This window comes from Streptococcus sp. SO2 (assembly GCF_030440025.1).
In genome coordinates, this window is sequence record NZ_JAQFJH010000023.1 from 1 (window position 1) to 25,192 (window position 25,192).

The following is a 25,192-nucleotide window of genomic DNA, read 5'->3' on the forward strand; positions in this document are numbered from 1 at the left end:
GTCGTCAAGCAGCTGCTTTCGTACGTAATGAAATCGCATCTGAAAACTATGATGAAGCAACTGATAAGTACACTTCTACTACAGCACTTCAAAAATTGTTCTCAGAAATCGCACCTCGTTATGCTGAGCGTAACGGTGGATACACTCGTATCCTTAAAACTGAACCACGTCGTGGTGATGCAGCGCCAATGGCAATCATCGAATTAGTATAAAATCATCAATTTTGTTGAGTGTTATGATGATGGAGTCTTGTGCTCTTAGTCTAGCTCTGGTCTACCGCTAGGACTTATGTCCTAGCGGGAACACTCATCATAAGATGATAAGGTAGACGCTTGTTTACGAAATTGTTTTTTACTAAAGAACAATTTCGTAAGCAGGCGTTTTTGAGTATTTTATTAGAAAATATGCTATACTATTGAAAAAGAAAATCAACAATGTTCATTTTTTCAAAAATATTCTATAAAGAGGTTATGAGCTAATATACTATCAGTTTCAAGTTCTAAACTAGCGACTTGGTAAAAAAAATACTAGTCTGGTACAAGATCAACTAAGAGATTTTTTAGGGTTTCAACTTGGATAATCGTTCACTATTAAGTAATTTAGTTACTCTATCCCCCCTTTTTTATTTTGTTTTTGGCCGAAATGGATATCGTTCTGTGTTAGAAACGGAGTTTAATCATGAAAGCTATTATTACTGTTGTTGGTAAAGATAAATCTGGAATTGTTGCAGGTGTTGCGACAAAAATTGCTGAATTAGGCTTAAATATTGATGATATCTCGCAAACAGTCTTGGACGAATTCTTTACAATGATGGCTGTGGTATCTAGTGATGAAACACAAGATTTTACTCATCTTAGAAACGAATTTGAGGTTTTTGGTCAGACTTTGAATGTCAAAATCAATATTCAAAGTGCGGCTATTTTTGATGCTATGTACAATATCTAGGAGGTATTTATGGATATTAGACAAGTTACCGAAACAATCGCTATGATTGAGGAGCAAAACTTTGATATTAGAACCATTACCATGGGGATTTCCCTTTTGGACTGTATCGATCCAGATATCAATCGTGCTGCGGATAAAATATATGAAAAGATTACTACAAAAGCAGCTAATTTAGTGGCTGTTGGGGATGAAATTGCGGCTGAGCTGGGAATTCCCATCGTAAATAAACGGGTATCAGTTACTCCAATTTCCTTGATTGGTGCTGCTACCGATGCGACGGATTATGTAGTCTTAGCTAAAGCACTGGATAAAGCTGCGAAAGAAATTGGTGTTGACTTCATTGGTGGTTTTTCAGCCTTGGTACAAAAGGGTTATCAAAAAGGTGATAAAATCCTTATCAACTCCATTCCTCGTGCATTGGCAGAAACGGATAAGGTTTGTTCATCAGTAAATATCGGTTCTACCAAATCGGGCATCAATATGACTGCAGTAGCGGATATGGGACGCATTATCAAGGAAACGGCTTCTTTATCTGATATGGGGGCGGCTAAATTGGTTGTATTTGCCAACGCGGTAGAGGACAATCCTTTTATGGCAGGCGCTTTTCATGGTGTAGGTGAAGCAGATGTCATCATCAATGTAGGTGTTTCAGGACCGGGTGTTGTCAAACGTGCCTTGGAAAAAGTTCGAGGTCAGAGCTTTGATGTTGTTGCTGAAACTGTTAAAAAAACAGCTTTCAAGATTACCCGTATTGGTCAATTGGTTGGTCAAATGGCTAGTGAGCGCCTCGGAGTTGATTTTGGGATTGTCGATTTGAGTTTAGCTCCAACTCCAGCAGTGGGTGATTCTGTAGCTCGTGTTCTTGAAGAAATGGGGCTAGAGACAGTTGGGACTCATGGAACGACTGCTGCATTGGCTCTCCTGAACGATCAAGTTAAAAAAGGCGGAGTTATGGCTTGCAACCAAGTTGGTGGTTTGTCAGGTGCTTTTATTCCAGTTTCTGAGGACGAGGGGATGATTGCTGCAGTGCAAAACGGATCCCTTAATTTGGAAAAATTAGAAGCTATGACAGCTATCTGTTCAGTTGGTTTGGATATGATTGCCATTCCTGAGGATACACCTGCAGAAACGATTGCGGCAATGATTGCGGATGAAGCTGCTATCGGAGTCATCAACATGAAAACAACTGCTGTACGTATTATTCCAAAAGGAAAAGAAGGCGATATGATTGAGTTTGGTGGCCTTTTAGGAACAGCTCCAGTCATGAAGGTCAACGGTGCATCATCTGTTGATTTTATTGCACGTGGAGGACAAATCCCGGCTCCAATCCATAGTTTTAAAAATTAAAAAGAAGTGGAATCTGTTTAAGTTGGATTTAAGGATAGACCTGTATACTACTATTATTAAATAAAGACCTCCTAACTTTATTTAATTAAAATCCTAACTTTTTCATAATAATCTCCTACAAAAGTCACTCCAAAGGGTGACTTTTGTTTTATCTCAAGAGAAAGTAGCATGTTCAAATTTGTAAATTTGTTCAAAAATAAGATGATTTAAAGGATAAAACTAGTTTTTTCATTCTGTAAAATGTGCTAAAACCTTGCTATGATTGGCTTTTTGAAAAATTATGGTATAATAGTAGTAGTTTTAATAGATGGAGTTAAATTTTGAAAAAACGCTTTCGTGTAAAAAAAGAGAAAGATTTTAATGCAATATTTAAAGAAGGGAAGAGTTTTGCTAATCGTAAATTTGTTATTTATCGATTAGAAAATAATGAACAGCATTTTCGAGTTGGTCTGTCTGTCAGCAAAAAATTGGGAAACGCTGTCATGAGAAATCAGATCAAAAGAAGAATTCGACATATTCTGATTGAACATAAAAATCAGCTGGTTGAAAACGTAGATTTTGTTGTGATTGCTCGAAAAGGTGTTGAAATCTTGGACTACGCGGAAATGGAAAAAAATCTGCTTCACGTATTAAAGTTATCAAAGATTTACCAGGAAGGAATTGGGAGTGAAAAAGAAATTACAGTTGACTAGCTTAATGGTACTTGCTTTGTTTGTGATGAGCGCCTGCACAGCTAGTGGTACGCCGAGTGAGATTACAGCTGAATCAACAGGTTTTTGGAGTAAATTTGTTTATTTTTTTGCTGAAACTATTCGCTTTTTATCATTTGATACAAGTATTGGTCTGGGGATTATTTTATTTACCCTTTTAATCAGAACCATTCTTTTACCAGTCTTTCAGATACAGATGGTGGCATCTAGAAAGATGCAAGAAGTACAACCACTGGTTAAGGAGTTGCGAGAACGTTATCCGGGACGGGATATGGAAAGCCGTACCAAGCTGGATCAAGAAATGCGTCAGTTGTTCAAGCAACATGGTGTGAAGCAGTCAGCTTCTCTTTGGCCAATCTTAATCCAAATGCCAGTCTTGTTGGCCTTGTTCCAAGCTTTGAGTAGGGTAGAATTTCTAAAAACGGGTCATTTCTTATGGATTAACCTTGGTGGTGTTGATACGACTTTTGTTTTGCCTATTCTGGCAGCTATCTTTACTTTCCTTAGCACCTGGTTATCCAATAAGGCCATGGTTGAGAAAAATGGTGCTATGACAGGAATGATGTATGCAATGCCAGTCATGATTTTCTTCTTTGCCATGTATTCACCAAGTGGAGTTGCCTTATACTGGGCGGTATCCAATGCTTATCAGGTGCTCCAAACCTATCTACTCAACAATCCATTTAAGATTATTGCAGAGCGTGAGGCAGGAGTACAGGCTAAGAAGGATTTAGAAATCAAGAAGAGAAAAGCTCTCAAGAAAGCACAGAAAAAGAAAAAGTAAGGAGGAATCTTGTAATGGTATTATTTACAGGTTCAACTGTTGAGGAAGCGATCCAAACGGGATTGAAGGAATTGGGGATTCCTAGAATGAAGGCGCATATCAAGGTTGTCTCAAGGGAGAAAAAAGGTTTCTTTGGCCTTTTTGGGAAGAAACCAGCGCAAGTTGATATCGAAGCAATTAGTGAGACAACTGTTGTGAAGGCAAATCAGCAAGCAGTTAAGGGAGTTCCAAAGGAAGTTAATGCTAAGAACGAACCCGTTAAGACTGTTAGTGAAGCAACAGTAGACTTAGGGCATGTTGTTGAAGCAATCAAGAAAATCGAGGAAGAAGGACAAGGGATCTCTGAAGAAGTTAAGGCCGAAATTCTTAAAAATGAGAAAGAAGCTAGTACAATTTTAGAGGAGACTGGTCATATTGCTATTCTAAAAGATTTACTGCCAGAAGAATCTAAAGAACAGGAAGAAGTCGAGCAGAATGATGATTTAGAAAATCTAGGTTTGAAGATTGAACCGACCTATGATATTGACCAGGTGGTCGAAGAAGTGACCAACTATGTTCAAGGTATTATTGATGATATGGATGTTGAGGGAGCAATTTCAAGTACCTCAAATCGCCGTTCTATCAATATGCAAATTGATACCAATGAACCGGGTCGTATTATCGGTTACCATGGTAAGGTTTTGAAATCTCTCCAGCTTTTAGCGCAAAATTATCTTTATAACCGCTATTCAAGAACCTTCTATATTACCATCAATGTTAATGATTATGTAGAACACCGTGCAGAAGTCTTGCAGAGCTATGCACAGAAATTAGCTACACGTGTCCTAGAAGAGGGGCGTAGTCAGGTGACTGATCCAATGTCTAGCAGCGAACGCAAAATCATCCATCGTATTATTTCACGTATGGAGGGTGTCACTAGTTATTCAGAAGGTGATGAGCCAAATCGTTACGTTGTGGTTGATACAGAATAATCAAAGCAAAATCAGGGGCATCCTGATTTTTTGCTAGCTAAGGGAGGTTGATCCTATGTTGAATACAATGAGAGAATATCTAGCTTACTCTGGTTTACAGTATCAAAAACCCGAGAGGGCAGGTCAAGAAGCTGAAAAAATGCTTTATTTGAGGAGCAAGGGGCAGAAGGCCAGAAAGGCCTTTACACACTTAGCCAAGGCTTTTCAAGAAAGACATCCAGAATGGGATCTCCAAGGGACGAGTCAGTGGATGAATCAAGCCCAACGTTTGCGACCGCATTTCTGGGCCTATCTACAGCGTGAGGGAGAAGTGACAGAGCCTATGTTGGCTCTTCGTTTATATGGAAGCCCTTCTGATTTTGGAGTTTCACTAGAAGTGAGTTTTATAGAACGTAAGAAGGATGATAAAACTTTAGACAAGCAGGCCAAGGTCCTAGAAGTTCCAGTATTAGACGGAATTTACTATCTAGTCTACTCAAATGGAGAAAGTCACAAGATGGAGGCTACTGAGGAAAATCGTCAAATTTTAAGAGAAAAACTATCCCATCAGGAAGTCCGAAAAGTTTTGGTGAAGATAGATGTTCCAGTGGCCGAAAATTCATCTGAAGAAGAAATCCTAGAAGTCCTACTGGAATCTTATGAAACAATTCTTCCCTTTTATCTAGCTACGAGAAAATAAGATAAGCCGTAAAATATCATAAATCATACAGTCCAAGAGTGAACAGTCCGCTGTGTAATTCTTGGTCTTTTTGTTTCCGTTTTCACATTATATAATAAACTTACAAAAACAATTCAAAAGGAGAACAATTATGGAAGTCATTTCAAGTGTTCTAAATTGGTTTTCTAGCAATATTTTGCAGAATCCCGCATTTTTCGTAGGTATATTGGTGTTGATAGGATATGCACTTTTGAAAAAACCTGCTCATGATGTTTTCTCAGGTTTCGTTAAAGCAACAGTAGGCTATATGTTGCTCAACGTGGGTGCTGGTGGTTTGGTTACAACTTTCCGTCCAATCTTGGCAGCCCTTAACTACAAATTCCAAATTGGTGCAGCGGTTATCGACCCTTACTTTGGACTTGCTGCAGCAAACAACAAAATTGCAGCAGAGTTTCCAGATTTCGTTGGAACTGCAACTACAGCTCTCTTGATTGGATTTGGAGTGAATATCTTGCTTGTAGCTCTTCGCAAGATTACGAAAGTAAGAACCCTCTTTATTACTGGTCACATCATGGTACAACAAGCTGCGACTGTATCTCTTATGGTTCTATTCTTAGTTCCACAATTGCGCAATGCTTATGGTACAGCAGCAATCGGTATCATCTGTGGCCTTTACTGGGCAGTTAGTTCAAATATGACTGTTGAGGCAACTCAACGCTTGACTGGTGGCGGCGGATTTGCGATTGGTCACCAACAACAATTTGCAATTTGGTTTGTAGATAAAGTAGCAGGACGCTTTGGTAAGAAAGAAGAAAGTCTAGACAATCTTAAATTGCCTAAGTTTCTCTCAATCTTCCATGATACTGTTGTTGCATCTGCTACCTTGATGCTCGTATTCTTCGGAGCCATTCTTTTAATCTTGGGTCCAGATATTATGTCTAATAAAGAAGTCATCACTTCAGGAACTCTATTCAATCCTGCTAAACAAGATTTCTTTATGTACATTATCCAAACAGCTTTCACCTTCTCTGTTTACTTGTTCGTTTTGATGCAAGGTGTCCGCATGTTCGTATCTGAGTTGACAAATGCCTTCCAAGGTATTTCAAACAAATTGTTGCCAGGTTCATTCCCAGCAGTTGACGTTGCAGCATCTTATGGATTCGGTTCTCCAAACGCGGTCTTGTCTGGATTTGCCTTTGGTTTGATTGGTCAATTGATTACAATTGTCTTGCTTATCGTCTTTAAAAACCCTGTCCTTATTATTACAGGATTTGTACCAGTGTTCTTTGATAATGCAGCCATCGCGGTCTATGCTGATAAGCGTGGCGGATGGAAAGCAGCCGTTATCCTATCCTTCATTTCAGGTGTCCTTCAAGTTGCCCTAGGAGCTCTATGTGTAGCCCTTCTCGACTTAGCATCTTACGGTGGTTACCATGGAAATATCGACTTTGAATTCCCATGGCTTGGATTTGGCTATATCTTTAAATACCTCGGTATTGTTGGTTATGTACTTGTGTGTCTCTTCTTGCTCGTTATTCCTCAACTTCAATTTGCCAAAGCAAAAGATAAAGAAAAATACTACAACGGTGAAGTTCAAGAAGAAGCATAGTTTCTAGAAAAGGAGAAAATAAAATGGTTAAAGTATTAGCAGCGTGCGGAAATGGAATGGGTTCATCTATGGTTATCAAGATGAAGGTTGAAAATGCCCTCCGTAAGCTTAATCAAACAGACTTTACAGTCAATTCATGCAGTGTTGGTGAAGCAAAAGGTTTAGCAGCAGGCTATGACATCGTAATCGCTTCTCTTCATTTGATCCAAGAATTGGAAGGTCGGACTAATGGGAAGTTAATCGGGCTTGACAACTTGATGGATGATAAAGAAATCACTGAAAAACTCAGTCAAGCACTACAGTAAAAGGTTGGAGGGGGCTGGACAGAAACTGGGAGTTATCGTTTCTGTCCTTCTCCCTCTTTAAATAAAGGAGGCAGATATGAATTTAAAACAAGCTTTAATTGACAATGACTCGATCCGACTAGGGTTAGAGGCTAACGATTGGAAAGAAGCAGTCAAGGTAGCAGTAGATCCCTTGATTGAAAGTGGGGCAATTTTGCCAGAGTATTACGATGCTATCATCGAATCTACTGAAGAGTATGGCCCTTACTATATCTTAATGCCAGGTATGGCCATGCCTCATGCTAGACCAGAAGCTGGAGTGCAAAGAGATGCCTTTTCATTGATTACCTTACAAAATCCTGTTGTATTTTCAGATGGGAAAGAGGTTTCTGTTTTGCTTGCATTAGCAGCAACAAGCTCAAAAATTCACACAAGTGTAGCCATTCCACAAATTATTGCCTTGTTTGAATTAGAAGATTCTATTGCACGTTTACAGGCTTGTCAGACTAAAGAAGATGTCTTAGCGATGATTGAAGAATCTAAGGATAGCCCTTATCTTGAAGGATTGGATTTGGAAAGTTAGAAAGAGGAATAAAGAAATGACAAAAAGAATACCTAATTTACAAGTTGCATTAGACCATTCAGACTTGCAAGGAGCGATTAAAGCAGCTGTTTCTGTTGGTCACGAAGTAGATATTATCGAAGCTGGAACTGTTTGCTTGCTTCAAGTTGGAAGTGAACTGGTTGAAGTCTTGCGTAGCCTTTTCCCAGATAAGATTATTGTGGCAGATACAAAATGTGCTGATGCTGGTGGAACAGTTGCCAAAAATAATGCCGTTCGTGGAGCAGATTGGATGACTTGTATCTGTTGTGCAACCATCCCTACTATGGAAGCAGCTCTAAAGGCTATCAAGGCTGAACGTGGGGACCGAGGCGAAATCCAGATCGAGCTTTATGGTGATTGGACTTTTGAACAAGCTCAGCTTTGGCTAGATGCAGGTATCTCACAAGCTATCTATCACCAATCTCGTGATGCCCTTCTTGCTGGTGAAACTTGGGGTGAAAAAGACCTTAATAAGGTTAAAAAACTCATTGACATGGGCTTCCGAGTTTCTGTAACAGGTGGTCTAGATGTAGATACTCTCAAACTCTTTGAAGGTGTTGATGTCTTTACCTTTATCGCAGGTCGTGGAATTACGGAGGCTGCGGATCCAGCAGGAGCAGCGCGTGCCTTCAAGGATGAAATCAAACGGATTTGGGGGTAAACCATGGCACGTCCAATTGGAATTTATGAAAAGGCAACCCCGACCCACTTTACTTGGATAGAACGTTTAAATTTCGCTAAGGAGTTAGGCTTTGATTTTGTCGAGATGTCTATTGACGAACGTGATGAGCGCTTAGCAAGACTTGACTGGAGCAAGGAAGAGCGCTTGGAAGTTGTCAAAGCGATTTATGAAACTGGTGTTCGTATTCCCTCTATCTGTTTTTCAGGCCATCGTCGTTACCCATTGGGATCGAATGATCCAGTTCTAGAGGAAAAATCTCTGGAACTCATGAAAAAATGTATCGAATTAGCTCAAGATTTGGGAGTTCGTACGATTCAATTAGCTGGTTACGATGTTTACTATGAGGAAAAGTCTACCCAAACACGCCAACGTTTTATCAAAAATTTGAGAAAAGCTTGTGACTGGGCTGAAGAAGCTCAGGTGGTACTTGCTATTGAAATTATGGATGATCCTTTCGTCAATAGCATCGAAAAATACTTGGCTATAGAGAAAGAAATTGACTCTCCATACCTCTTTGTCTATCCAGATATTGGTAATGTATCTGCCTGGCATAATGATGTTTACAGTGAATTTTATCTCGGCCATCATGCCATTGCAGCTCTCCATCTCAAGGATACTTATGCAGTGACAGAAAGTTCAAAGGGCCAATTCCGTGATGTACCTTTCGGGCAAGGTTGTGTCAAATGGGAAGAAGCTTTCGATATTTTAAAGCAAACCAATTATAATGGTCCTTTCCTAATCGAAATGTGGTCTGAAAATTGTGAAACTGTAGAAGAAACACGCGCAGCCATTCAAGAGGCCCAAGCCTTTCTCTACCCACTTATTAAGAAAGCAGGTCTGATGTAAGATGAATCAAGTAATTAATGATATGCGTAAACGAGTCTGTGATGCCAATCAATCATTGCCAAAACATGGACTTGTTAAATTTACCTGGGGCAATGTATCGGAAGTCAATCGCGAACTCGGTGTCATTGTTATCAAACCATCAGGTGTGGATTATGACGAATTGACACCTGAAAATATGGTGGTAACTGACCTGGATGGCAAGGTTCTAGAAGGAGATTTAAGACCATCTTCTGACCTTCCAACTCATGTGCAGTTATATAAGGCTTGGCCAGAGATTGCTAGTGTGGTCCATACCCATTCGACTGAAGCCGTTGGTTGGGCTCAGGCAGGTCGTGATATTCCTTTCTATGGAACAACCCATGCGGATTATTTCTACGGTTCAATCCCTTGCGCTCGTAGTTTGACTAAGGATGAAGTAGAAGTTGCCTATGAAAAAGATACTGGCCTGGTTATCGTAGAAGAGTTTGAACGTCGTGGTCTCAACCCTGTTGAAGTACCAGGGATTGTCGTACGTAATCACGGTCCATTCACCTGGGGCAAAAATCCAGAGAATGCTGTCTATCACTCTGTTGTACTAGAGGAAGTATCTAAGATGAATCGCTTCACAGAGCAAATCAATCCAAGGGTTGAACCTGCTCCTCAGTACATCCTAGAAAAACACTACCAACGTAAACATGGACCAAATGCTTATTACGGTCAAAAGAAATAAGAAATTGAATTGAAAAGAGGCTAGGACCTTTCGATCCAAGCCTCGCTTTTGTAGTTGTCAGTATCCACTGTTAGGAGTTTACAGCATATAATTGCAAAGTCTGTACGAATGTGATACCATTATAAAGTTGTTTTGGAAGCGATTGACAAATAGAGGAGTATGAATTATGGTTTTAGATAAGGCGAGCTGTGACTTGCTTCAATATTTGATGGATCAAGAAACGTCCAAAACGATTATGACGATTTCGAAAGATCTAGCTCAATCTCGAAGAAAAATCTACTATCACATTGATAAAATCAATGATGCTTTGGACGATGAGAATTTGCATATCATCAGTCTGCCTCGGATTGGTATTTACTTGACCGATGAACAAAGAGAAGCTTGTCGTCAATTATTAGACGAAGTTGATTCTTATGATTACATCATGAGTGCCAACGAGCGGATGCAGCTGATGCTCCTTCTGATTGGTATTTCTAAAGAGAGAATCACGCTTGAAAAACTCATGGAATTAACAGAAGTCTCTCGGAATACGGTCCTAAATGATTTAAATACTATTCGTTACCAGCTGACACTAGAGCAGTATCAAGTAACGCTTCAAGTTAGTAAATCTCGAGGTTACTATCTAAATGCACATCCTCTTAATAAAATCCAGTATCTTCAATCCCTTCTCTATCATATCTTTATGGAGGAAAATCCAGCCTTTGTTGCTATTTTAGAGGAAAAAATCAAGGAACGATTAGACGGTGAGATGCTTCTTTCCGATGAGGTCAATCAATTTTTCAAAAAACAGGTTCCATTGGTTGAGCAGGATTTGGGGAAAAAAATAAACCATCACGAAGTCACTTTTATGTTACAGGTCCTCCCCTATCTTCTACTTGGATGTGATACCGTTACTCATAATCAGGACAAACACCAAGAAATTGAGCAAGAGTTTTCATTGATTCGAAAGAGAATTGAATATCAGGTATCCAAAAAACTAGGAGAGCGCTTGTTTGAAACGTTTGGAATCTCATTTTCAGAATTAGATAGATCTCTGTTAGCCATTCTTTTGTTATCCTATCGAAAAGATCGAGACATCCATGCAGAAAGTAAAGATTTTCAACATTTGAGAAGAGCTTTAGAAGAGTTTATTTGGTATTTTGAATCTCAAACCAGAATGGAGATTGAACAGAAAGAAGATTTGTTGAGAAATCTCGTGATTCATTGTAAGGCTCTACTATTTAGAAAAAACTATGGAATCTTCTCAAAAAATCCCTTAACTCGGCAGATTCGTTCCAAGTATAGTGAGCTTTTCGTAATTACAAAAAAATGTGCTGAAGTGCTAGAAGAAGCCTGGCAGATTCGATTGACGGATGATGAGATTGCCTATCTAACCATTCACGTTGGAGGATTTTTAAAGTATACTCCATCGATTCAAAACAATACCAAGAAAATTTATATTGTGTGTGATGAAGGAGTGGGCGTTTCTAAACTCTTACTTAAACAATGCCGCTTCTATCTTCCAAATGAACAGATAGGGGCAGTCTTTACCACTGAGCAGTTCAAAAGCGTGGAGGATATTACTCAGGTTGATTTGCTACTTACAACAAACGATGAACTTGAGAGTCATTTCCCGGTTTTAAAGGTAAATCCTATACTTGAGGCAGAAGATATTTTACGCATGACAGACTTTATGAAGAATAAGGTCCTCAGAAAAGACGGTCGAACCTTCAAGGAAAATCTATCAACCATTATCGGCACCTATATATCGGATAAACATGCTGCGGCAAAATTACAAGAAGAAATTCAACTTTTAATCAACCAAGAATTAGTCATCCAAGCTTTTTTAGATGAATCATAAACATCACAGTCCAATGATGAACACAAACCTGTGTTTTTCTTGGTCTTTTTTAATATATCGGTCGGTGTTATACTAAGTATGAAATAAATACTTGAACAAAATATGGAGGATTTCAAATGCCAAACGTAAAAGAAATTACGAGAGAATCATGGATTTTAGCTACTTTCCCAGAGTGGGGAACATGGTTGAATGAAGAAATCGAAGAAGAAGTCGTGCCTGAAGGCAACTTTGCCATGTGGTGGCTAGGCAACTGTGGTACTTGGATTAAAACACCCGGTGGTGCTAACGTTGTCATGGACCTTTGGTCAAACCGTGGAAAATCAACCAAAAAAGTGAAAGATATGGTTCGTGGGCACCAAATGGCAAATATGGCAGGTGTTCGTAAATTGCAACCAAACTTGCGTGTTCAGCCAATGGTTATTGATCCATTTGCTATCAACGAACTCGACTACTACTTGGTTTCACACTTCCACAGTGACCATATCGACCCATACACAGCTGCAGCGATTCTCAACAATCCTAAGTTAGAGCATGTTAAGTTTATCGGTCCTTACCATTGTGGTCGAATCTGGGAAGGCTGGGGTGTTCCAAAAGAACGAATCATCGTTGTGAAGCCAGGTGATACTATCGAACTAAAAGACATGAAGATTCATGCAGTAGAATCATTTGACCGTACTTGCTTGGTAACTCTACCAGTAAATGGAGCTGACGAAACAGGTGGTGAACTTGCTGGGTTGGCTGTTACAGATGAAGAAATGGATCAAAAAGCGGTTAACTATGTTTTTGAAACACCAGGTGGAACCATCTATCATGGTGCGGATTCTCACTTCTCTAACTACTTTGCAAAACATGGTAAAGACTTCAAAATTGATGTTGCTTTGAATAACTATGGTGAAAACCCAGTAGGTATCCAAGATAAAATGACTTCTATCGACCTTCTTCGCATGGCAGAAAATCTTCGTGCAAAAGTCATTATCCCAGTTCACTATGATATCTGGTCTAACTTCATGGCTTCTACGAATGAAATCCTAGAACTTTGGAAAATGAGAAAAGATCGCTTGCAATACGATTTCCATCCATTTATCTGGGAAGTTGGTGGTAAATACACTTATCCTCAAGACCAACACTTAATAGAATACCATCATCCACGTGGTTTTGATGACTGCTTCGAACAAGACTCAAATATCCAATTCAAAGCCTTGCTTTAATATAAAAATTTTTTCTGGAGGTTATCCGTATGTTGCACGATACGGATAATTTTCATATAATAGTACAAATAGAATATGTGATAGACCTATCACCTCAAAGAGAAAGGAAATTCTATGTCAAATCTATCTGTTAATGCGATTCGTTTTCTAGGTATTGACGCTATCAATAAAGCCAACTCAGGTCACCCAGGGGTAGTCATGGGTGCAGCTCCGATGGCCTACAGTCTTTTTACAAAAAATCTCCGTATCAATCCAGCCCAACCAAACTGGATTAACCGCGACCGTTTTATTCTTTCAGCGGGTCATGGTTCAATGCTCCTCTATGCCCTCCTTCACCTTTCTGGTTTTGAAGATGTGAGTATGGATGAGGTGAAGAACTTCCGTCAATGGGGCTCTAAAACTCCAGGTCACCCAGAATTTGGTCATACAGCAGGGGTTGATGCAACAACAGGTCCTCTAGGACAAGGGATTGCGACTGCGACAGGTTTTGCACAAGCAGAACGTTTCCTTGCAGCTAAGTACAACCGTGAAGGTTATAACATCTTTGACCACTACACTTACGTTATCTGTGGAGATGGTGACTTGATGGAAGGTGTCTCAAGTGAAGCTGCTTCTTATGCAGGCTTGCAAAAGCTTGACAAGTTGGTTGTTCTTTATGATTCAAATGATATCAACTTGGATGGTGAGACAAAAGATTCATTCACAGAAAGTGTTCGCGATCGTTACAATGCCTACGGTTGGCATACAGCCTTGGTAGAAGATGGAACAGATTTAGAAGCTATTCATGCTGCTATTGAAGAAGCTAAGGCTTCAGGAAAACCATCTTTGATCGAAGTGAAAACTGTTATTGGTTATGGTTCTCCAAATAAACAAGGGACTAATGCCGTACACGGTGCCCCTCTTGGCGCGGATGAAACTGCGGCAACTCGCCAGGCACTTGGTTGGAACTATGAACCATTTGAAATCCCAGCAGAAGTTTATGCTGATTTCAAAGAAAATGTTGCAGACCGTGGCGCATCAGCCTATGAAGCATGGACAAAACTAGTCGCAGATTATAAAGAAGCTCACCCAGAACTGGCTGCAGAAGTGGAAGCAATCATCGAAGGACGTGATCCAGTTGAGGTGACTCCAGAAGACTTCCCAGCTTTAGAAAATGGCTTCTCTCAAGCAACTCGTAACTCAAGTCAGGATGCTTTGAATGTAGTAGCTGCTAAATTGCCAACCTTCCTTGGTGGATCAGCAGACCTCGCTCATTCAAATATGACTTACATCAAAACTGATGGACTTCAAGATGATGCAAATCGCTTGAATCGCAACATCCAGTTTGGTGTTCGTGAATTTGCAATGGGTACTGTCTTGAACGGAATGGCTCTTCACGGTGGACTTCGAGTTTATGGTGGAACTTTCTTCGTATTCTCAGACTACCTTAAAGCAGCAGTTCGTTTGTCAGCCTTACAAGGTCTTCCAGTGACTTATGTCTTCACTCACGATTCAATCGCAGTTGGTGAAGATGGACCAACTCATGAACCGATTGAGCACTTGGCAGGTCTTCGTGCGATTCCAAACCTTAATGTTTTCCGCCCAGCAGATGCGCGTGAAACTCAAGCAGCTTGGTATCAAGCAGTGAAGAGCGAGAAAACACCAACTGTTCTTGTCTTGACTCGTCAAAACTTGACTGTTGAAGAAGGAACAGACTTTGCTAAAGTTGCAAAAGGAGCTTATGTTGTATATGAAAATGCAGCAGACTTTGATACAATTTTGATTGCGACTGGTTCAGAGGTTAATCTGGCTGTTGCAGCTGCTAAAGAATTGGCAAGTCAAGGTGGAAAAGTTCGCGTAGTCAGCATGCCGTCTACAGATGTATTTGATGCACAAGATGCAGCATACAAAGAAGAGATTTTACCAAATGCAGTTCGTCGTCGTGTAGCGGTTGAAATGGGAGCAACTCAAAACTGGTACAAATACGTTGGTCTTGATGGAGCGGTTCTCGGTATTGATACCTTTGGAGCGTCTGCGCCAGCACCAAAAGTTTTAGCAGAATATGGATTTACAGTTGAAAACTTAGTAGAACTTGTAAACAACTTGAAATAAGAAAAATCAGGGCATTTGCTCTGGTTTTTTATTGACCTAAAATCAAGGTGCAATCTTGTAAAAACAAGTGAAATTTGATATAGTAGTTTTATCTGAATTACAAAGGAGAAAAAATAATGGGTGGGAATTTAACATTCTTGATTATGCTTGTTTTGATGTTTGGCTTGATGTTCTTCATGCAACGTTCTCAAAAGAAACAAGCTGAAAAACGTATGGAGAGCCTCAACAAACTTCAAAAAGGCTACGAAGTAATCACTATCGGTGGTCTCTACGGTACAGTCGACGAAGTTGATACTGAAAACAAAACGATTGTACTTGATGTAGACGGAGTATACTTGACTTTCGAATTAGGTGCAATTAGAACAGTTTTGCCAGTCAAAGAAGCTGTCACACCTGAAGGTGCAGTTATCGAAGAAGGCAGTGCTATTGAAGAATAAAACGGGGTGGAATGCATTCCCGTTTTTCTATAAATGAGAGGAACAATGATGAAAAATGTTGTCTTTGTCTGTCTTGGCAATATTTGTCGTAGTCCTATGGCGGAATTTGTAATGAAATCCCTGACCGATAAATATGAGATTCAAAGTCGAGCGACTTCTTCCTGGGAACACGGTAATCCAATCCACAAAGGGACGCAAGGCATCTTTCGAAGTCATGGCGTTCCTTATGATACTTCGAAAACTTCCCAACAAATTTCTAAAAAAGATTTTGAGTATTTTGACTATATCATTGGGATGGATGAGTCTAATCTCGCTGATTTGCATCAGATGTGTCCACAGGATCAACAATATAAGATACAGCCTTTTGCATCTGAAAGCGTTCCAGATCCCTGGTATACAGGTGATTTTGAAGAAACTTATGACCGAGTTTTAACTGGTTGCCAGGCTTGGTTAAGTCGCTTAGAAAATGAGAGTGAACATGGAAAATTTAAAAAAACTCTATGAAAAATATAGTGTCTATTTAACACGTCCCCGTTTAGAAATTGCGACAGTGATCGTCATTGTTGTCTGTGCAGGTCTCGTATTTCTGACCAATCTTCCAAAACAGGGCGTTCTTAAGCTTGATAACGATGCTATTATTTATGACGGGAGCCTAGTTCGTGGTAAGATGAATGGTCAGGGCACTGTTACCTTCTCAAACGGTGATACCTATACTGGAGAATTTAGCAATGGTGCCTTCAATGGTAAAGGTACCTACCAAGCTAAAGCAGGTTGGGTATATGAGGGAGACTTTGTAAATGGCCAAGCTGAAGGAAAAGGAAAGCTGACTACCGAACAAGAAGTAGTCTATGAAGGGGATTTCAAACAAGGTTTATTTCAACAAGCACAATAACCTCCTCCTAGAAGGAGGTATTCTTCCAGAACTCTAGAAAGCGCTTACATGGAAACAAAAGACATTTCCAACCGCTCTTTACAATTAAGTTTGTGAAAAATAAAACTTTTTTAAAAACATTCACAAACAAGTGCCTCAAAAGCATCTGCAAAAGGGTGTTTGACATCATTTTCACAAACAAACAAAAAAGTTTGTGAAATGCTCATGAAACTGTTTACAAATGTTTAAAAAAGAGTTATAATAATCTTGTGAAAAAATTAACAAAGGACTTACAATCCTTGAAAGCTATGGAGGAAAATATGGCTGATAAAAAAACTGTAACACCAGAAGAAAAGAAACTCGCTGCTGAAAAGCATGTCGATGGTTTGGTGCAAAAAGCTTTAGTTGCCCTTGAAGAAATGCGTAAACTTGACCAAGAACAAGTCGATTATATCGTAGCAAAAGCTTCAGTTGCTGCACTTGATGCTCACGGAGAATTGGCTTTACATGCCTTTGAAGAAACAGGACGTGGAGTATTTGAAGATAAAGCAACTAAAAACCTGTTTGCTTGTGAGCACGTGGTAAATAACATGCGCCACACTAAAACAGTTGGTGTTATCGAAGAAGATGATGTAACAGGATTGACTCTTATCGCTGAACCAGTTGGTGTTGTTTGTGGTATCACTCCAACAACTAACCCAACTTCAACAGCAATCTTTAAAGCGTTGATTTCATTGAAGACTCGTAATCCTATTGTCTTTGCATTCCACCCATCAGCTCAAGAATCATCAGCTCACGCAGCTCAAATCGTTCGTGATGCAGCGATTAAAGCAGGTGCTCCTGAAAACTGTGTACAGTGGATTACTGAACCATCTATGGAAGCAACTAGTGCATTGATGAACCACGAAGGTATTGCAACAATCCTTGCAACAGGTGGTAATGCCATGGTTAAAGCGGCATACTCATGTGGTAAACCAGCTCTTGGGGTAGGTGCCGGAAACGTTCCAGCTTATGTTGAAAAATCAGCTAACATCCGCCAAGCTGCTCACGATATCGTAATGTCTAAATCATTTGACAATGGTATGGTCTGTGCATCTGAACAAGCGGTTATCATTGATAAAGAAATTTACGATGAATTTGTAGCAGAGTTCAAATCTTATCACACTTACTTTGTAAACAAAAAAGAAAAAGCACTTCTTGAAGAGTTTTGCTTCGGCGTGAAAGCAAATAGCAAAAACTGTGCTGGTGCAAAATTAAACGCTGACATCGTTGGTAAACCAGCAACTTGGATTGCAGAACAAGCAGGATTTACTGTTCCAGAAGGAACAAACATTCTTGCCGCAGAATGTAAAGAAGTTGGTGAAAACGAGCCATTGACTCGTGAAAAATTGTCGCCAGTTATCGCAGTTTTGAAATCTGAAAGCCGTGAAGATGGTATTTCTAAAGCTCGTCAAATGGTTGAATTTAACGGTCTTGGACACTCAGCTGCCATCCATACTGCTGATGAAGAATTGACTAAAGAATTTGGTAAAGCTGTTAAAGCTATTCGTGTTATCTGTAACTCACCTTCTACTTTCGGTGGTATCGGGGACGTTTATAATGCCTTCTTGCCATCATTGACACTCGGATGTGGTTCTTACGGACGTAACTCAGTTGGGGATAATGTTAGCGCCATTAACCTATTGAATATCAAAAAAGTCGGAAGACGGAGAAATAACATGCAATGGATGAAACTTCCTTCAAAAACATACTTTGAACGTGATTCAATTCAATACCTTCAAAAATGTCGTGACGTTGAGCGTGTCATGATCGTTACTGACCACGCTATGGTAGAGCTTGGCTTCCTTGATCGTATCATCGAACAACTTGACCTTCGTCGCAATAAGGTTGTTTACCAAATCTTTGCTGATGTAGAACCAGATCCAGATATCACTACAGTTGAACGTGGTACTGAGATTATGCGTGCTTTCAAACCAGATACAATCATCGCTCTTGGTGGTGGATCACCAATGGATGCTGCAAAAGTAATGTGGCTCTTCTACGAGCAACCAGAAGTGGACTTCCGTGACCTTGTGCAAAAATTCATGGATATCCGTAAACGTGCTTTCAAATTCCCATTGCTTGGTAAGAAGACTAAATTCATCGCTATTCCAACTACATCTGGTACAGGATCTGAAGTAACTCCATTTGCCGTTATCTCTGATAAAGCAAACAACCGTAAATACCCAATCGCTGATTACTCATTGACACCAACTGTGGCAATCGTAGACCCTGCTTTGGTATTGACAGTTCCTGGATTTGTAGCTGCGGATACTGGTATGGACGTATTGACTCACGCAACTGAAGCATACGTATCACAAATGGCTAGCGACTACACTGATGGACTTGCTCTTCAAGCTATCAAACTTGTATTCGAAAACCTTGAAAGCTCAGTTAAGAATGCAGACTTCCACTCACGTGAGAAAATGCATAACGCTTCAACAATCGCTGGTATGGCCTTTGCCAATGCCTTCCTAGGTATTTCTCACTCAATGGCCCATAAGATTGGTGCGCAATTCCACACAATCCATGGTCGTACAAATGCAATCTTACTTCCATACGTTATCCGTTACAACGGTACTCGCCCAGCTAAGACAGCTACATGGCCTAAGTACAACTACTACCGTGCAGACGAGAAATATCAAGATATCGCTCGTATGCTTGGACTTCCAGCTTCTACACCAGAAGAAGGGGTTGAATCTTACGCAAAAGCTGTTTACGAACTCGGTGAGCGCGTAGGTATCCAAATGAACTTCAAAGCACAAGGTATTGACGAAAAAGAATGGAAAGAACATTCACGTGAATTGGCCTTCCTTGCTTATGAAGACCAATGTTCACCTGCAAACCCACGTCTTCCAATGGTTGACCATATGCAAGAAATCATCGAAGATGCATACTATGGTTACAAAGAAAGACCAGGACGCCGTAAATAATTGATTATCAGCCAAACCGAGGGTAAACCTCGGTTTTTTATGCTTAGAGAATATGTTTTTATTAAGAAATGCATAGAATTGGAGTAGGCTGCAAGGCTAAGTAAAGAAATGAAAATATTGCCAAAGCTTATCAGAAAAACAAGGCCAGCGCTTGCAATTAAACTCAAATAGTTATATAATAGGTATGTTGAAAGGTGATTTGTAGTGATTCAAGTTACTCTTTTCACAATAAAATTTTCATGATTTTCATAAGGAGGAAATCACTAATGGTAGTTAAAGTTGGTATTAACGGTTTCGGACGTATCGGTCGTCTTGCTTTCCGCCGTATCCAAAACGTAGAAGGTGTTGAAGTTACTCGCATCAACGACCTTACAGATCCAGTTATGCTTGCACACTTGTTGAAATACGACACAACTCAAGGTCGTTTCGACGGAACTGTGGAAGTTAAAGAAGGTGGATTTGAAGTTAACGGTAAATTCGTTAAAGTTTCTGCTGAACGTGATCCAGAACAAATTGACTGGGCTAACGACGGTGTAGAAATCGTTCTTGAAGCAACTGGTTTCTTTGCTACTAAAGCAGCTGCTGAAAAACACTTGCACCCAGGTGGAGCTAAAAAAGTTGTTATCACTGCTCCTGGTGGATCAGATGTTAAAACAGTTGTATTTAACACTAACCACGACGTTCTTGACGGTACTGAAACAGTTATCTCAGGTGCTTCATGTACTACAAACTGCTTGGCTCCAATGGCTAAAGCTCTTCAAGATAACTTCGGTGTTGTTGAAGGATTGATGACTACTATCCACGCTTACACTGGTGACCAAATGATTCTTGACGGACCACACCGTAAAGGTGACCTCCGTCGTGCTCGCGCTGGTGCTGCTAACATCGTACCTAACTCAACTGGTGCTGCTAAAGCTATTGGTCTTGTAATCCCAGAATTGAACGGTAAACTTGACGGAGCTGCACAACGCGTTCCTACACCAACTGGTTCAGTAACTGAATTGGTAGTTGTTCTTGAAAAGAATGTAACTGTTGATGAAGTGAATGCAGCTATGAAAGCAGTAGCCAATGAATCATACGGTTACACAGAAGATCCAATCGTATCTTCAGATGTTGTAGGTATGTCTTACGGTTCATTGTTTGACGCAACTCAAACTAAAGTTCTTGATGTTGACGGTAAACAATTGGTTAAAGTTGTTTCATGGTACGACAACGAAATGTCATACACTGCACAACTTGTACGTACTCTTGAATACTTCGCTAAAATCGCTAAATAATTCTTGAGTCGATAAAAGCAAGGCCAACTGGTCTTGCTTTTTTTGGTATCTATAAGAAAAAATGGATGATAGTGTCATCCATTTTGGTTTAATTCTCTTTCAAATGTGTCTGATAGCGCAGTAAAGCTTAATTTGTTTAAGGTCAGAGGATGGACAAAGGAAAGTTTAAATGCATGAAGCATTAGTCTTTTAGTTTTTGAATGTGGATTGTAGAGAGGGTCTCCAAGGATTGGATGACCGTGGTGAGATAGATGAACTCGAATCTGATGAGTACGTCCTGTTTTTAATCGACAACGAATGAGGCTAGTTTTGTTTTGAAATTGCTTCAATCGAGTTACATGAGTTTCAGCATATTGACCATTTTTGAAATCCACCACCCGTTTTCTACGATCGTGACGATCGCGACCGATTTTGTCTCGAAAAACAAGCTCTTTAGTTCCTATTTTTCCCTCAACCAGAGCCCAGTACTCGCGGGAAATCTCTTTTTTCTCCAATAATCGATTGAGGATGGGCAGTATAAATGGATTTTTAGCAAAGAGGATGAGACCGCTTGTTTCCTTATCTAGCCGATGGACAACATAGCAAGTCTGGCCTACATAGGCGCTGACATGATTGAGAAGTGCAATTTCTTCTGGTTGATTCCCGTGAGTTTTCATACCTTCGGGTTTGTTCACGATGATCAAATGTTGGTCTTGGTAGACTTCTTGGACAAGATTAGGATTTCCCCAAACAATTTCTTTTGTAGGATAATCCTCTTCGTCGAAAATCAGTTGACATTCATCTCCGGATTTGACAGTTTGATGCCAGTGGACTTCTTCTTGATTGATGAGAATGTGCTTTTTAATTCTCAAGAAATGCCGTATTTTTCTCGGAATGAGTAGTTGCTCCTCCAAGAAGACTTTGACAGTCATTTCAGGAAGAGAATCAGGGATAACAAAGGTAAATTTCATACAGATATTGTAACAAAAAATAGATTATTTGGATAGGGAAACTAGCTAAATTCTTGTCTTCCTAAGGGGAAGATGATAAAATAAACGCATGAAATTAGATACATTATTTGAAAAGTTTCTTTCTTTATTTAAAAAAGAAGAATCTGAAATGGCAGAAATAGAAATCGATGAAGTTAATAATAAAGAAAATACCTCGACTAATTTAAGAAGGTCAAGAGGTGGGCGAAAGAAAGCTGGGCAAGTCGGACCCATTCGAAAATTTTGGCGTCGCTATCATCTGAACAAAATCTTTCTAATTCTTGGACTGAGTGCAAGCTTGTTTGTTGGGGTTTATCTATTTGCTTTGGCTAAATCGACAAATGTTACAGACTTGCAGAATGCTTTGAAAACACGAACGGTGATTTTTGACAGAGAAGAGAATGAGGCTGGTGCCTTGTCAGGCCAAAAAGGAACCTACGTTGAGCTCTCGGAAATTAGTGAAGATTTGCAGAATGCTGTAATTGCGACAGAAGATAGAAGCTTCTATAAAAATAGTGGAATTAACTATGGTCGTTTTTTCCTAGCTATCCTAACAGCTGGTCGCTCGGGTGGTGGATCTACAATTACTCAACAGTTGGCGAAAAATGCTTATCTTTCACAAGATCAAACTGTGCAGAGAAAGGCCAAAGAATTCTTTCTTGCTTTAGAATTAACCAAAAAATACAGTAAAAAAGAAATTCTAACCATGTATTTGAACAATGCCTACTTCGGTAATGGAGTTTGGGGTGTTGAAGATGCTAGTAAAAAGTACTTTGGTGTTTCGGCATCGGAATTAACTCTTGATGAAGCCGCCACTTTAGCAGGTATGCTTAAAGGCCCAGAATTGTACAATCCTCTGAATTCTATTGAGCATTCAACTAATCGAAGAGATACTGTCTTGCAAAATATGGTGGCTGCCGGCTATCTTGATAAAAATAAGGAAGCAGAAGCATCAAGTGTTGATATGGCTTCTCAGTTGAAAGATAGTTATGAAGGGAAAATATCAGACTACCGTTATCCTTCCTATTTTGATGCAGTTGTCAATGAAGCTATTGAAAAGTATAATCTAACAGAGGAAGAAATCGTTAATAACGGTTATCGAATTTATACGGAGCTAGATCAAAATTACCAAGCAAATATGCAGGTTATCTACCAAAATACTTCTCTCTTTCCGACAGCTGAAGATGGAACACATGCAGAGTCTGGTAGTGTCGCATTAGAACCAAAAACAGGTGGAGTTCGAGGAGTTGTTGGTCGAGTGGCAGGGGATGATAAGACAGGTTTCAGGAATTTTAACTATGCAACCCAATCAAAAAGAAGTCCAGGGTCGACTATTAAACCCTTGATAGTGTACACGCCAGCGGTTGAAGCGGGTTGGTCTCTTAATAAGGAGTTGGATAATCATACCATGCAATATGGTGATTATAAAGTAGACAACTACGCAGGAATCAAGACATCACGAGAAGTACCCATGTATCAAGCTTTGGCTAAATCTCTAAATTTACCTGCAGTAGCTACTGTTAAAGAACTTGGAATTGATAAAGCCTTTGAAGCGGGTGAAAAGTTTGGTCTCAACATGAGCGATGTAGATCGTGTGCTTGGAGTAGCTTTAGGTGGTGGCGTAGAAACTAACCCTCTTCAGATGGCCCAAGCCTACGCAGTGTTTGCAAATGAAGGACTCATGCCGGATGCTCACTTTATCACCCGTATTGAAAATGCTAGTGGTCAAGTGATTGCTAGTCATAAAAATACTCAAAAACGAGTGGTTGACAAATCGGTAGCTGATAAAATGACCAGTATGATGTTAGGTACTTTTACAAATGGTACAGGGATAAGTTCGTCTCCAGATGATTACGTTATGGCTGGAAAAACCGGAACGACAGAGGCTGCCTTCAATCCAGAATATACGAGTGATCAATGGGTGATTGGCTATACACCTGATCTAGTCATTAGCCACTGGCTTGGTTTCCCTACTACTGATGAAAATCACTATTTAGCAGGTTCGACTTCGAATGGTGCTGCTCACATTTTTAGAAGTATGGCAGAAACAATTCTTCCTTATACACCAGGAAGTACTTTTACAGTTGAAAATGCTTATAAAATGAATGGCATTGCACCAGAAAATACACCTAAACAAACTACAAGTGATACTAGTGCACAGTCTGATGATATACTATCAGATATTCGTGGACGGGCGCAAAATCTGGTCGATGAAGCAGGAAGAGCGTTTTCGGATGCTAAAATTAAAGAAAAAGCTCAGACTGTCTGGGATACCATTGTAGATCTGTTTCGCTAAAACGTTTAAAAGGTAAAAGACAAGGATTCAAATCTTTGTCTTTTTTTATTCTCACTTGTCAGTATTCATACTTCCTGATACACCTTGGACTTGAAAAAACACAAGACAGAAATCAAAGCCCCTCTTTCCCCCTTTCTCTGCTATACTACAAGCAGAGAAAGGGGGAAAGCAAATGCTTGAAAAGTATTATGAGAAAGTAAAAGGTATTGTTCATAGATGCCGAAAAGATTATTATCTCCACCTGTGGGAAAAAGAGGATTGGGATCAAGAAGGACTGATCTGTCTCTATGAACTCCTCGAGGCCCAACCAGACTTAGTGGAAGAGGAAAAGAAACTCTACGTCTACTTCAAAACAAAATTCCGCAATCGAATCCTAGATAGCGTCAGAAAACAAGAGAGTCAAAAACGTCGCCTGGACCGTATGGCCTATGAAGAAGTAGGGGAAATTAGCCATCGCCTACCAGAAGGAGGATTGTGGCTGGATGATTACTACGCCCTTCATGAATTGTTGGATAGTTATAGAAGAAAGTTACCACAAGATAAGCAAGAAGCCTATGAACTCCTCTGGGCAGATGAGCGTTTCAAGGGCCGCAAAGCCATGCTGAAAGAGTTACAGGAAGTAATTCAGTAGAATTGAAAAAAAGTTAAAAAAAGGTGTTGACAAAGTTAGAAAAGTCGGTATAATAGTAAGAGTTGAAAATAACAACTCTGGTCCGTTGGTCAAGGGGTTAAGACACCGCCTTTTCACGGCGGTAACACGGGTTCGAATCCCGTACGGACTATGGTATGTTACAGATGAAACACTAGATGAAAAAAATTAAAAAAAGTTTCAAAAAAGTGTTGACAAGCGAAAGCGGCTGTGATATACTAATATAGTTGTCACTTAAGAGAAGCGAGTGACAAAGACCTTTGAAAACTGAACAAGACGAACCAATGTGCAGGGCACTACAACTGAAGTTGTAGTACTGAACAATGAAAAAAACAATAAATCTGTCAGTGACAGAAATGAGTGAGAACTCAAACTTTTAATGAGAGTTTGATCCTGGCTCAGGACGAACGCTGGCGGCGTGCCTAATACATGCA

General features: G+C 39.9%; 24 protein-coding genes, 1 tRNA gene and 1 rRNA gene. 25 read left to right on the forward strand and 1 reads right to left on the reverse strand.

Annotated elements, in window-relative coordinates; all coding sequences use genetic code 11:
• From rplQ to gap, 21 genes are all read left to right on the forward strand, one after another.
• The coding region (rplQ, locus tag PCY17_RS11420; RefSeq protein WP_301395603.1) for a 50S ribosomal protein L17 at positions 1–212 on the forward strand (212 nt) is incomplete at its 5' end.
• 466 nt (positions 213–678) lie between these two features.
• Positions 679–945 carry an ACT domain-containing protein gene (locus PCY17_RS11425; protein WP_301395605.1) on the forward strand — a complete coding sequence of 89 codons (267 nt, stop codon included), beginning with the start codon at positions 679–681 and terminating at the stop codon, positions 943–945.
• A gap of 9 nt (positions 946–954) precedes the next feature.
• Entirely contained in the window at positions 955–2,292 is a 1,338-nt protein-coding gene (locus tag PCY17_RS11430; RefSeq protein ID WP_301395606.1) for a PFL family protein, read from the forward strand.
• Between the two features lie 320 nt (positions 2,293–2,612).
• Positions 2,613–2,984 carry a ribonuclease P protein component gene (gene rnpA, locus PCY17_RS11435; protein WP_049510057.1) on the forward strand — a complete coding sequence of 124 codons (372 nt, stop codon included), beginning with the start codon at positions 2,613–2,615 and terminating at the stop codon, positions 2,982–2,984.
• A complete protein-coding gene (locus tag PCY17_RS11440; RefSeq protein WP_301395608.1) occupies positions 2,959–3,786 on the forward strand; it encodes a YidC/Oxa1 family membrane protein insertase in 828 nt (275 codons plus the stop codon). The genes rnpA and PCY17_RS11440 overlap by 26 nt, the downstream gene beginning before the upstream one ends.
• A 14-nt stretch (positions 3,787–3,800) precedes the next feature.
• Positions 3,801–4,757, forward strand: coding sequence for an RNA-binding cell elongation regulator Jag/EloR (gene jag / locus PCY17_RS11445; RefSeq protein ID WP_049504883.1), 957 nt, complete (start codon positions 3,801–3,803; stop codon positions 4,755–4,757).
• A 55-nt stretch (positions 4,758–4,812) separates the two neighbouring features.
• Positions 4,813–5,436 (forward strand): ribonuclease P, encoded by a 624-nt coding sequence (locus tag PCY17_RS11450; protein ID WP_075228412.1) that lies wholly within the window; start codon positions 4,813–4,815, stop codon positions 5,434–5,436.
• A 130-nt stretch (positions 5,437–5,566) separates the two neighbouring features.
• Positions 5,567–7,024 (forward strand): PTS ascorbate transporter subunit IIC, encoded by a 1,458-nt coding sequence (locus tag PCY17_RS11455; protein WP_301395612.1) that lies wholly within the window; start codon positions 5,567–5,569, stop codon positions 7,022–7,024.
• Between the two features lie 23 nt (positions 7,025–7,047).
• Positions 7,048–7,329 (forward strand): PTS sugar transporter subunit IIB, encoded by a 282-nt coding sequence (locus PCY17_RS11460; RefSeq protein WP_000241466.1) that lies wholly within the window; start codon positions 7,048–7,050, stop codon positions 7,327–7,329.
• A 76-nt stretch (positions 7,330–7,405) separates the two neighbouring features.
• A complete protein-coding gene (locus PCY17_RS11465; protein ID WP_061863925.1) occupies positions 7,406–7,891 on the forward strand; it encodes a PTS sugar transporter subunit IIA in 486 nt (161 codons plus the stop codon).
• A gap of 16 nt (positions 7,892–7,907) precedes the next feature.
• Positions 7,908–8,573 (forward strand): 3-keto-L-gulonate-6-phosphate decarboxylase UlaD, encoded by a 666-nt coding sequence (locus tag PCY17_RS11470; protein ID WP_061863926.1) that lies wholly within the window; start codon positions 7,908–7,910, stop codon positions 8,571–8,573.
• Positions 8,574–8,576: 3 nt separating this feature from the next.
• Complete coding sequence (locus PCY17_RS11475) at positions 8,577–9,440, forward strand: L-ribulose-5-phosphate 3-epimerase (protein ID WP_301395617.1); 864 nt, start codon at positions 8,577–8,579, stop codon at positions 9,438–9,440.
• Between the two features lies 1 nt (position 9,441).
• Positions 9,442–10,149 (forward strand): L-ribulose-5-phosphate 4-epimerase, encoded by a 708-nt coding sequence (locus PCY17_RS11480; RefSeq protein WP_075230987.1) that lies wholly within the window; start codon positions 9,442–9,444, stop codon positions 10,147–10,149.
• 166 nt (positions 10,150–10,315) lie between these two features.
• Positions 10,316–11,989 carry a transcription antiterminator gene (locus PCY17_RS11485; protein WP_301395621.1) on the forward strand — a complete coding sequence of 558 codons (1,674 nt, stop codon included), beginning with the start codon at positions 10,316–10,318 and terminating at the stop codon, positions 11,987–11,989.
• 116 nt (positions 11,990–12,105) lie between these two features.
• On the forward strand, positions 12,106–13,197 hold the full coding sequence (ulaG, locus tag PCY17_RS11490) for an L-ascorbate 6-phosphate lactonase (RefSeq protein ID WP_301395623.1): 1,092 nt from the start codon (positions 12,106–12,108) through the stop codon (positions 13,195–13,197).
• Between the two features lie 114 nt (positions 13,198–13,311).
• A complete protein-coding gene (gene tkt / locus PCY17_RS11495) occupies positions 13,312–15,288 on the forward strand; it encodes a transketolase (RefSeq protein ID WP_301395625.1) in 1,977 nt (658 codons plus the stop codon).
• A gap of 116 nt (positions 15,289–15,404) precedes the next feature.
• Entirely contained in the window at positions 15,405–15,725 is a 321-nt protein-coding gene (gene yajC, locus PCY17_RS11500) for a preprotein translocase subunit YajC (RefSeq protein ID WP_000509386.1), read from the forward strand.
• Positions 15,726–15,773: 48 nt separating this feature from the next.
• Positions 15,774–16,229, forward strand: a complete 456-nt coding sequence (locus tag PCY17_RS11505; RefSeq protein ID WP_301395634.1) for a low molecular weight protein-tyrosine-phosphatase — start codon at positions 15,774–15,776, stop codon at positions 16,227–16,229.
• A complete protein-coding gene (locus PCY17_RS11510; RefSeq protein WP_049504892.1) occupies positions 16,204–16,617 on the forward strand; it encodes an MORN repeat-containing protein in 414 nt (137 codons plus the stop codon). The genes PCY17_RS11505 and PCY17_RS11510 overlap by 26 nt, the downstream gene beginning before the upstream one ends.
• Before the next feature lie 299 nt (positions 16,618–16,916).
• On the forward strand, positions 16,917–19,568 hold the full coding sequence (gene adhE, locus PCY17_RS11515) for a bifunctional acetaldehyde-CoA/alcohol dehydrogenase (RefSeq protein ID WP_301395627.1): 2,652 nt from the start codon (positions 16,917–16,919) through the stop codon (positions 19,566–19,568).
• A gap of 266 nt (positions 19,569–19,834) precedes the next feature.
• Entirely contained in the window at positions 19,835–20,845 is a 1,011-nt protein-coding gene (gene gap, locus PCY17_RS11520; protein WP_045762475.1) for a type I glyceraldehyde-3-phosphate dehydrogenase, read from the forward strand.
• A gap of 74 nt (positions 20,846–20,919) precedes the next feature.
• Here the strand turns inward: gap and PCY17_RS11525 are convergent, their stop codons facing one another.
• Complete coding sequence (locus PCY17_RS11525; RefSeq protein WP_301395630.1) at positions 20,920–21,795, reverse strand: RluA family pseudouridine synthase; 876 nt, start codon at positions 21,793–21,795, stop codon at positions 20,920–20,922.
• Positions 21,796–21,883: 88 nt separating this feature from the next.
• Between PCY17_RS11525 and pbp2a the strand changes: the two genes are divergently transcribed.
• The 4 genes from pbp2a to PCY17_RS11545 form a co-directional block, all read left to right on the forward strand.
• Positions 21,884–24,109 carry a penicillin-binding protein PBP2A gene (gene pbp2a, locus PCY17_RS11530; protein ID WP_301395632.1) on the forward strand — a complete coding sequence of 742 codons (2,226 nt, stop codon included), beginning with the start codon at positions 21,884–21,886 and terminating at the stop codon, positions 24,107–24,109.
• Positions 24,110–24,281: 172 nt separating this feature from the next.
• Complete coding sequence (locus PCY17_RS11535) at positions 24,282–24,740, forward strand: sigma-70 family RNA polymerase sigma factor (RefSeq protein ID WP_049510075.1); 459 nt, start codon at positions 24,282–24,284, stop codon at positions 24,738–24,740.
• A 79-nt stretch (positions 24,741–24,819) separates the two neighbouring features.
• Positions 24,820–24,891: transfer RNA gene (locus PCY17_RS11540), tRNA-Glu, on the forward strand.
• A gap of 242 nt (positions 24,892–25,133) precedes the next feature.
• Positions 25,134–25,192 (forward strand): 16S ribosomal RNA (locus tag PCY17_RS11545); the annotation flags it as partial.

What these genes read in the sequence shown, in the direction of transcription:
- PCY17_RS11455 (WP_301395612.1), top strand. Translation starts at nt 5,567, where the DNA reads ATGGAAGTCATTTCAAGTGTTCTAAATTGGTTTTCTAGCAATATTTTG.
- PCY17_RS11475 (WP_301395617.1), top strand. Translation starts at nt 8,577, where the DNA reads ATGGCACGTCCAATTGGAATTTATGAAAAGGCAACCCCGACCCACTTT.
- PCY17_RS11425 (WP_301395605.1), top strand. Translation starts at nt 679, where the DNA reads ATGAAAGCTATTATTACTGTTGTTGGTAAAGATAAATCTGGAATTGTT.
- PCY17_RS11525 (WP_301395630.1), bottom strand. Translation starts at nt 21,795, where the DNA reads ATGAAATTTACCTTTGTTATCCCTGATTCTCTTCCTGAAATGACTGTC.
- PCY17_RS11460 (WP_000241466.1), top strand. Translation starts at nt 7,048, where the DNA reads ATGGTTAAAGTATTAGCAGCGTGCGGAAATGGAATGGGTTCATCTATG.
- PCY17_RS11510 (WP_049504892.1), top strand. Translation starts at nt 16,204, where the DNA reads ATGGAAAATTTAAAAAAACTCTATGAAAAATATAGTGTCTATTTAACA.
- PCY17_RS11470 (WP_061863926.1), top strand. Translation starts at nt 7,908, where the DNA reads ATGACAAAAAGAATACCTAATTTACAAGTTGCATTAGACCATTCAGAC.
- adhE (WP_301395627.1), top strand. Translation starts at nt 16,917, where the DNA reads ATGGCTGATAAAAAAACTGTAACACCAGAAGAAAAGAAACTCGCTGCT.
- jag (WP_049504883.1), top strand. Translation starts at nt 3,801, where the DNA reads ATGGTATTATTTACAGGTTCAACTGTTGAGGAAGCGATCCAAACGGGA.
- tkt (WP_301395625.1), top strand. Translation starts at nt 13,312, where the DNA reads ATGTCAAATCTATCTGTTAATGCGATTCGTTTTCTAGGTATTGACGCT.
- PCY17_RS11505 (WP_301395634.1), top strand. Translation starts at nt 15,774, where the DNA reads ATGAAAAATGTTGTCTTTGTCTGTCTTGGCAATATTTGTCGTAGTCCT.
- PCY17_RS11480 (WP_075230987.1), top strand. Translation starts at nt 9,442, where the DNA reads ATGAATCAAGTAATTAATGATATGCGTAAACGAGTCTGTGATGCCAAT.
- PCY17_RS11430 (WP_301395606.1), top strand. Translation starts at nt 955, where the DNA reads ATGGATATTAGACAAGTTACCGAAACAATCGCTATGATTGAGGAGCAA.
- pbp2a (WP_301395632.1), top strand. Translation starts at nt 21,884, where the DNA reads ATGAAATTAGATACATTATTTGAAAAGTTTCTTTCTTTATTTAAAAAA.
- gap (WP_045762475.1), top strand. Translation starts at nt 19,835, where the DNA reads ATGGTAGTTAAAGTTGGTATTAACGGTTTCGGACGTATCGGTCGTCTT.
- PCY17_RS11465 (WP_061863925.1), top strand. Translation starts at nt 7,406, where the DNA reads ATGAATTTAAAACAAGCTTTAATTGACAATGACTCGATCCGACTAGGG.
- PCY17_RS11450 (WP_075228412.1), top strand. Translation starts at nt 4,813, where the DNA reads ATGTTGAATACAATGAGAGAATATCTAGCTTACTCTGGTTTACAGTAT.
- PCY17_RS11485 (WP_301395621.1), top strand. Translation starts at nt 10,316, where the DNA reads ATGGTTTTAGATAAGGCGAGCTGTGACTTGCTTCAATATTTGATGGAT.
- yajC (WP_000509386.1), top strand. Translation starts at nt 15,405, where the DNA reads ATGGGTGGGAATTTAACATTCTTGATTATGCTTGTTTTGATGTTTGGC.
- PCY17_RS11535 (WP_049510075.1), top strand. Translation starts at nt 24,282, where the DNA reads ATGCTTGAAAAGTATTATGAGAAAGTAAAAGGTATTGTTCATAGATGC.
- ulaG (WP_301395623.1), top strand. Translation starts at nt 12,106, where the DNA reads ATGCCAAACGTAAAAGAAATTACGAGAGAATCATGGATTTTAGCTACT.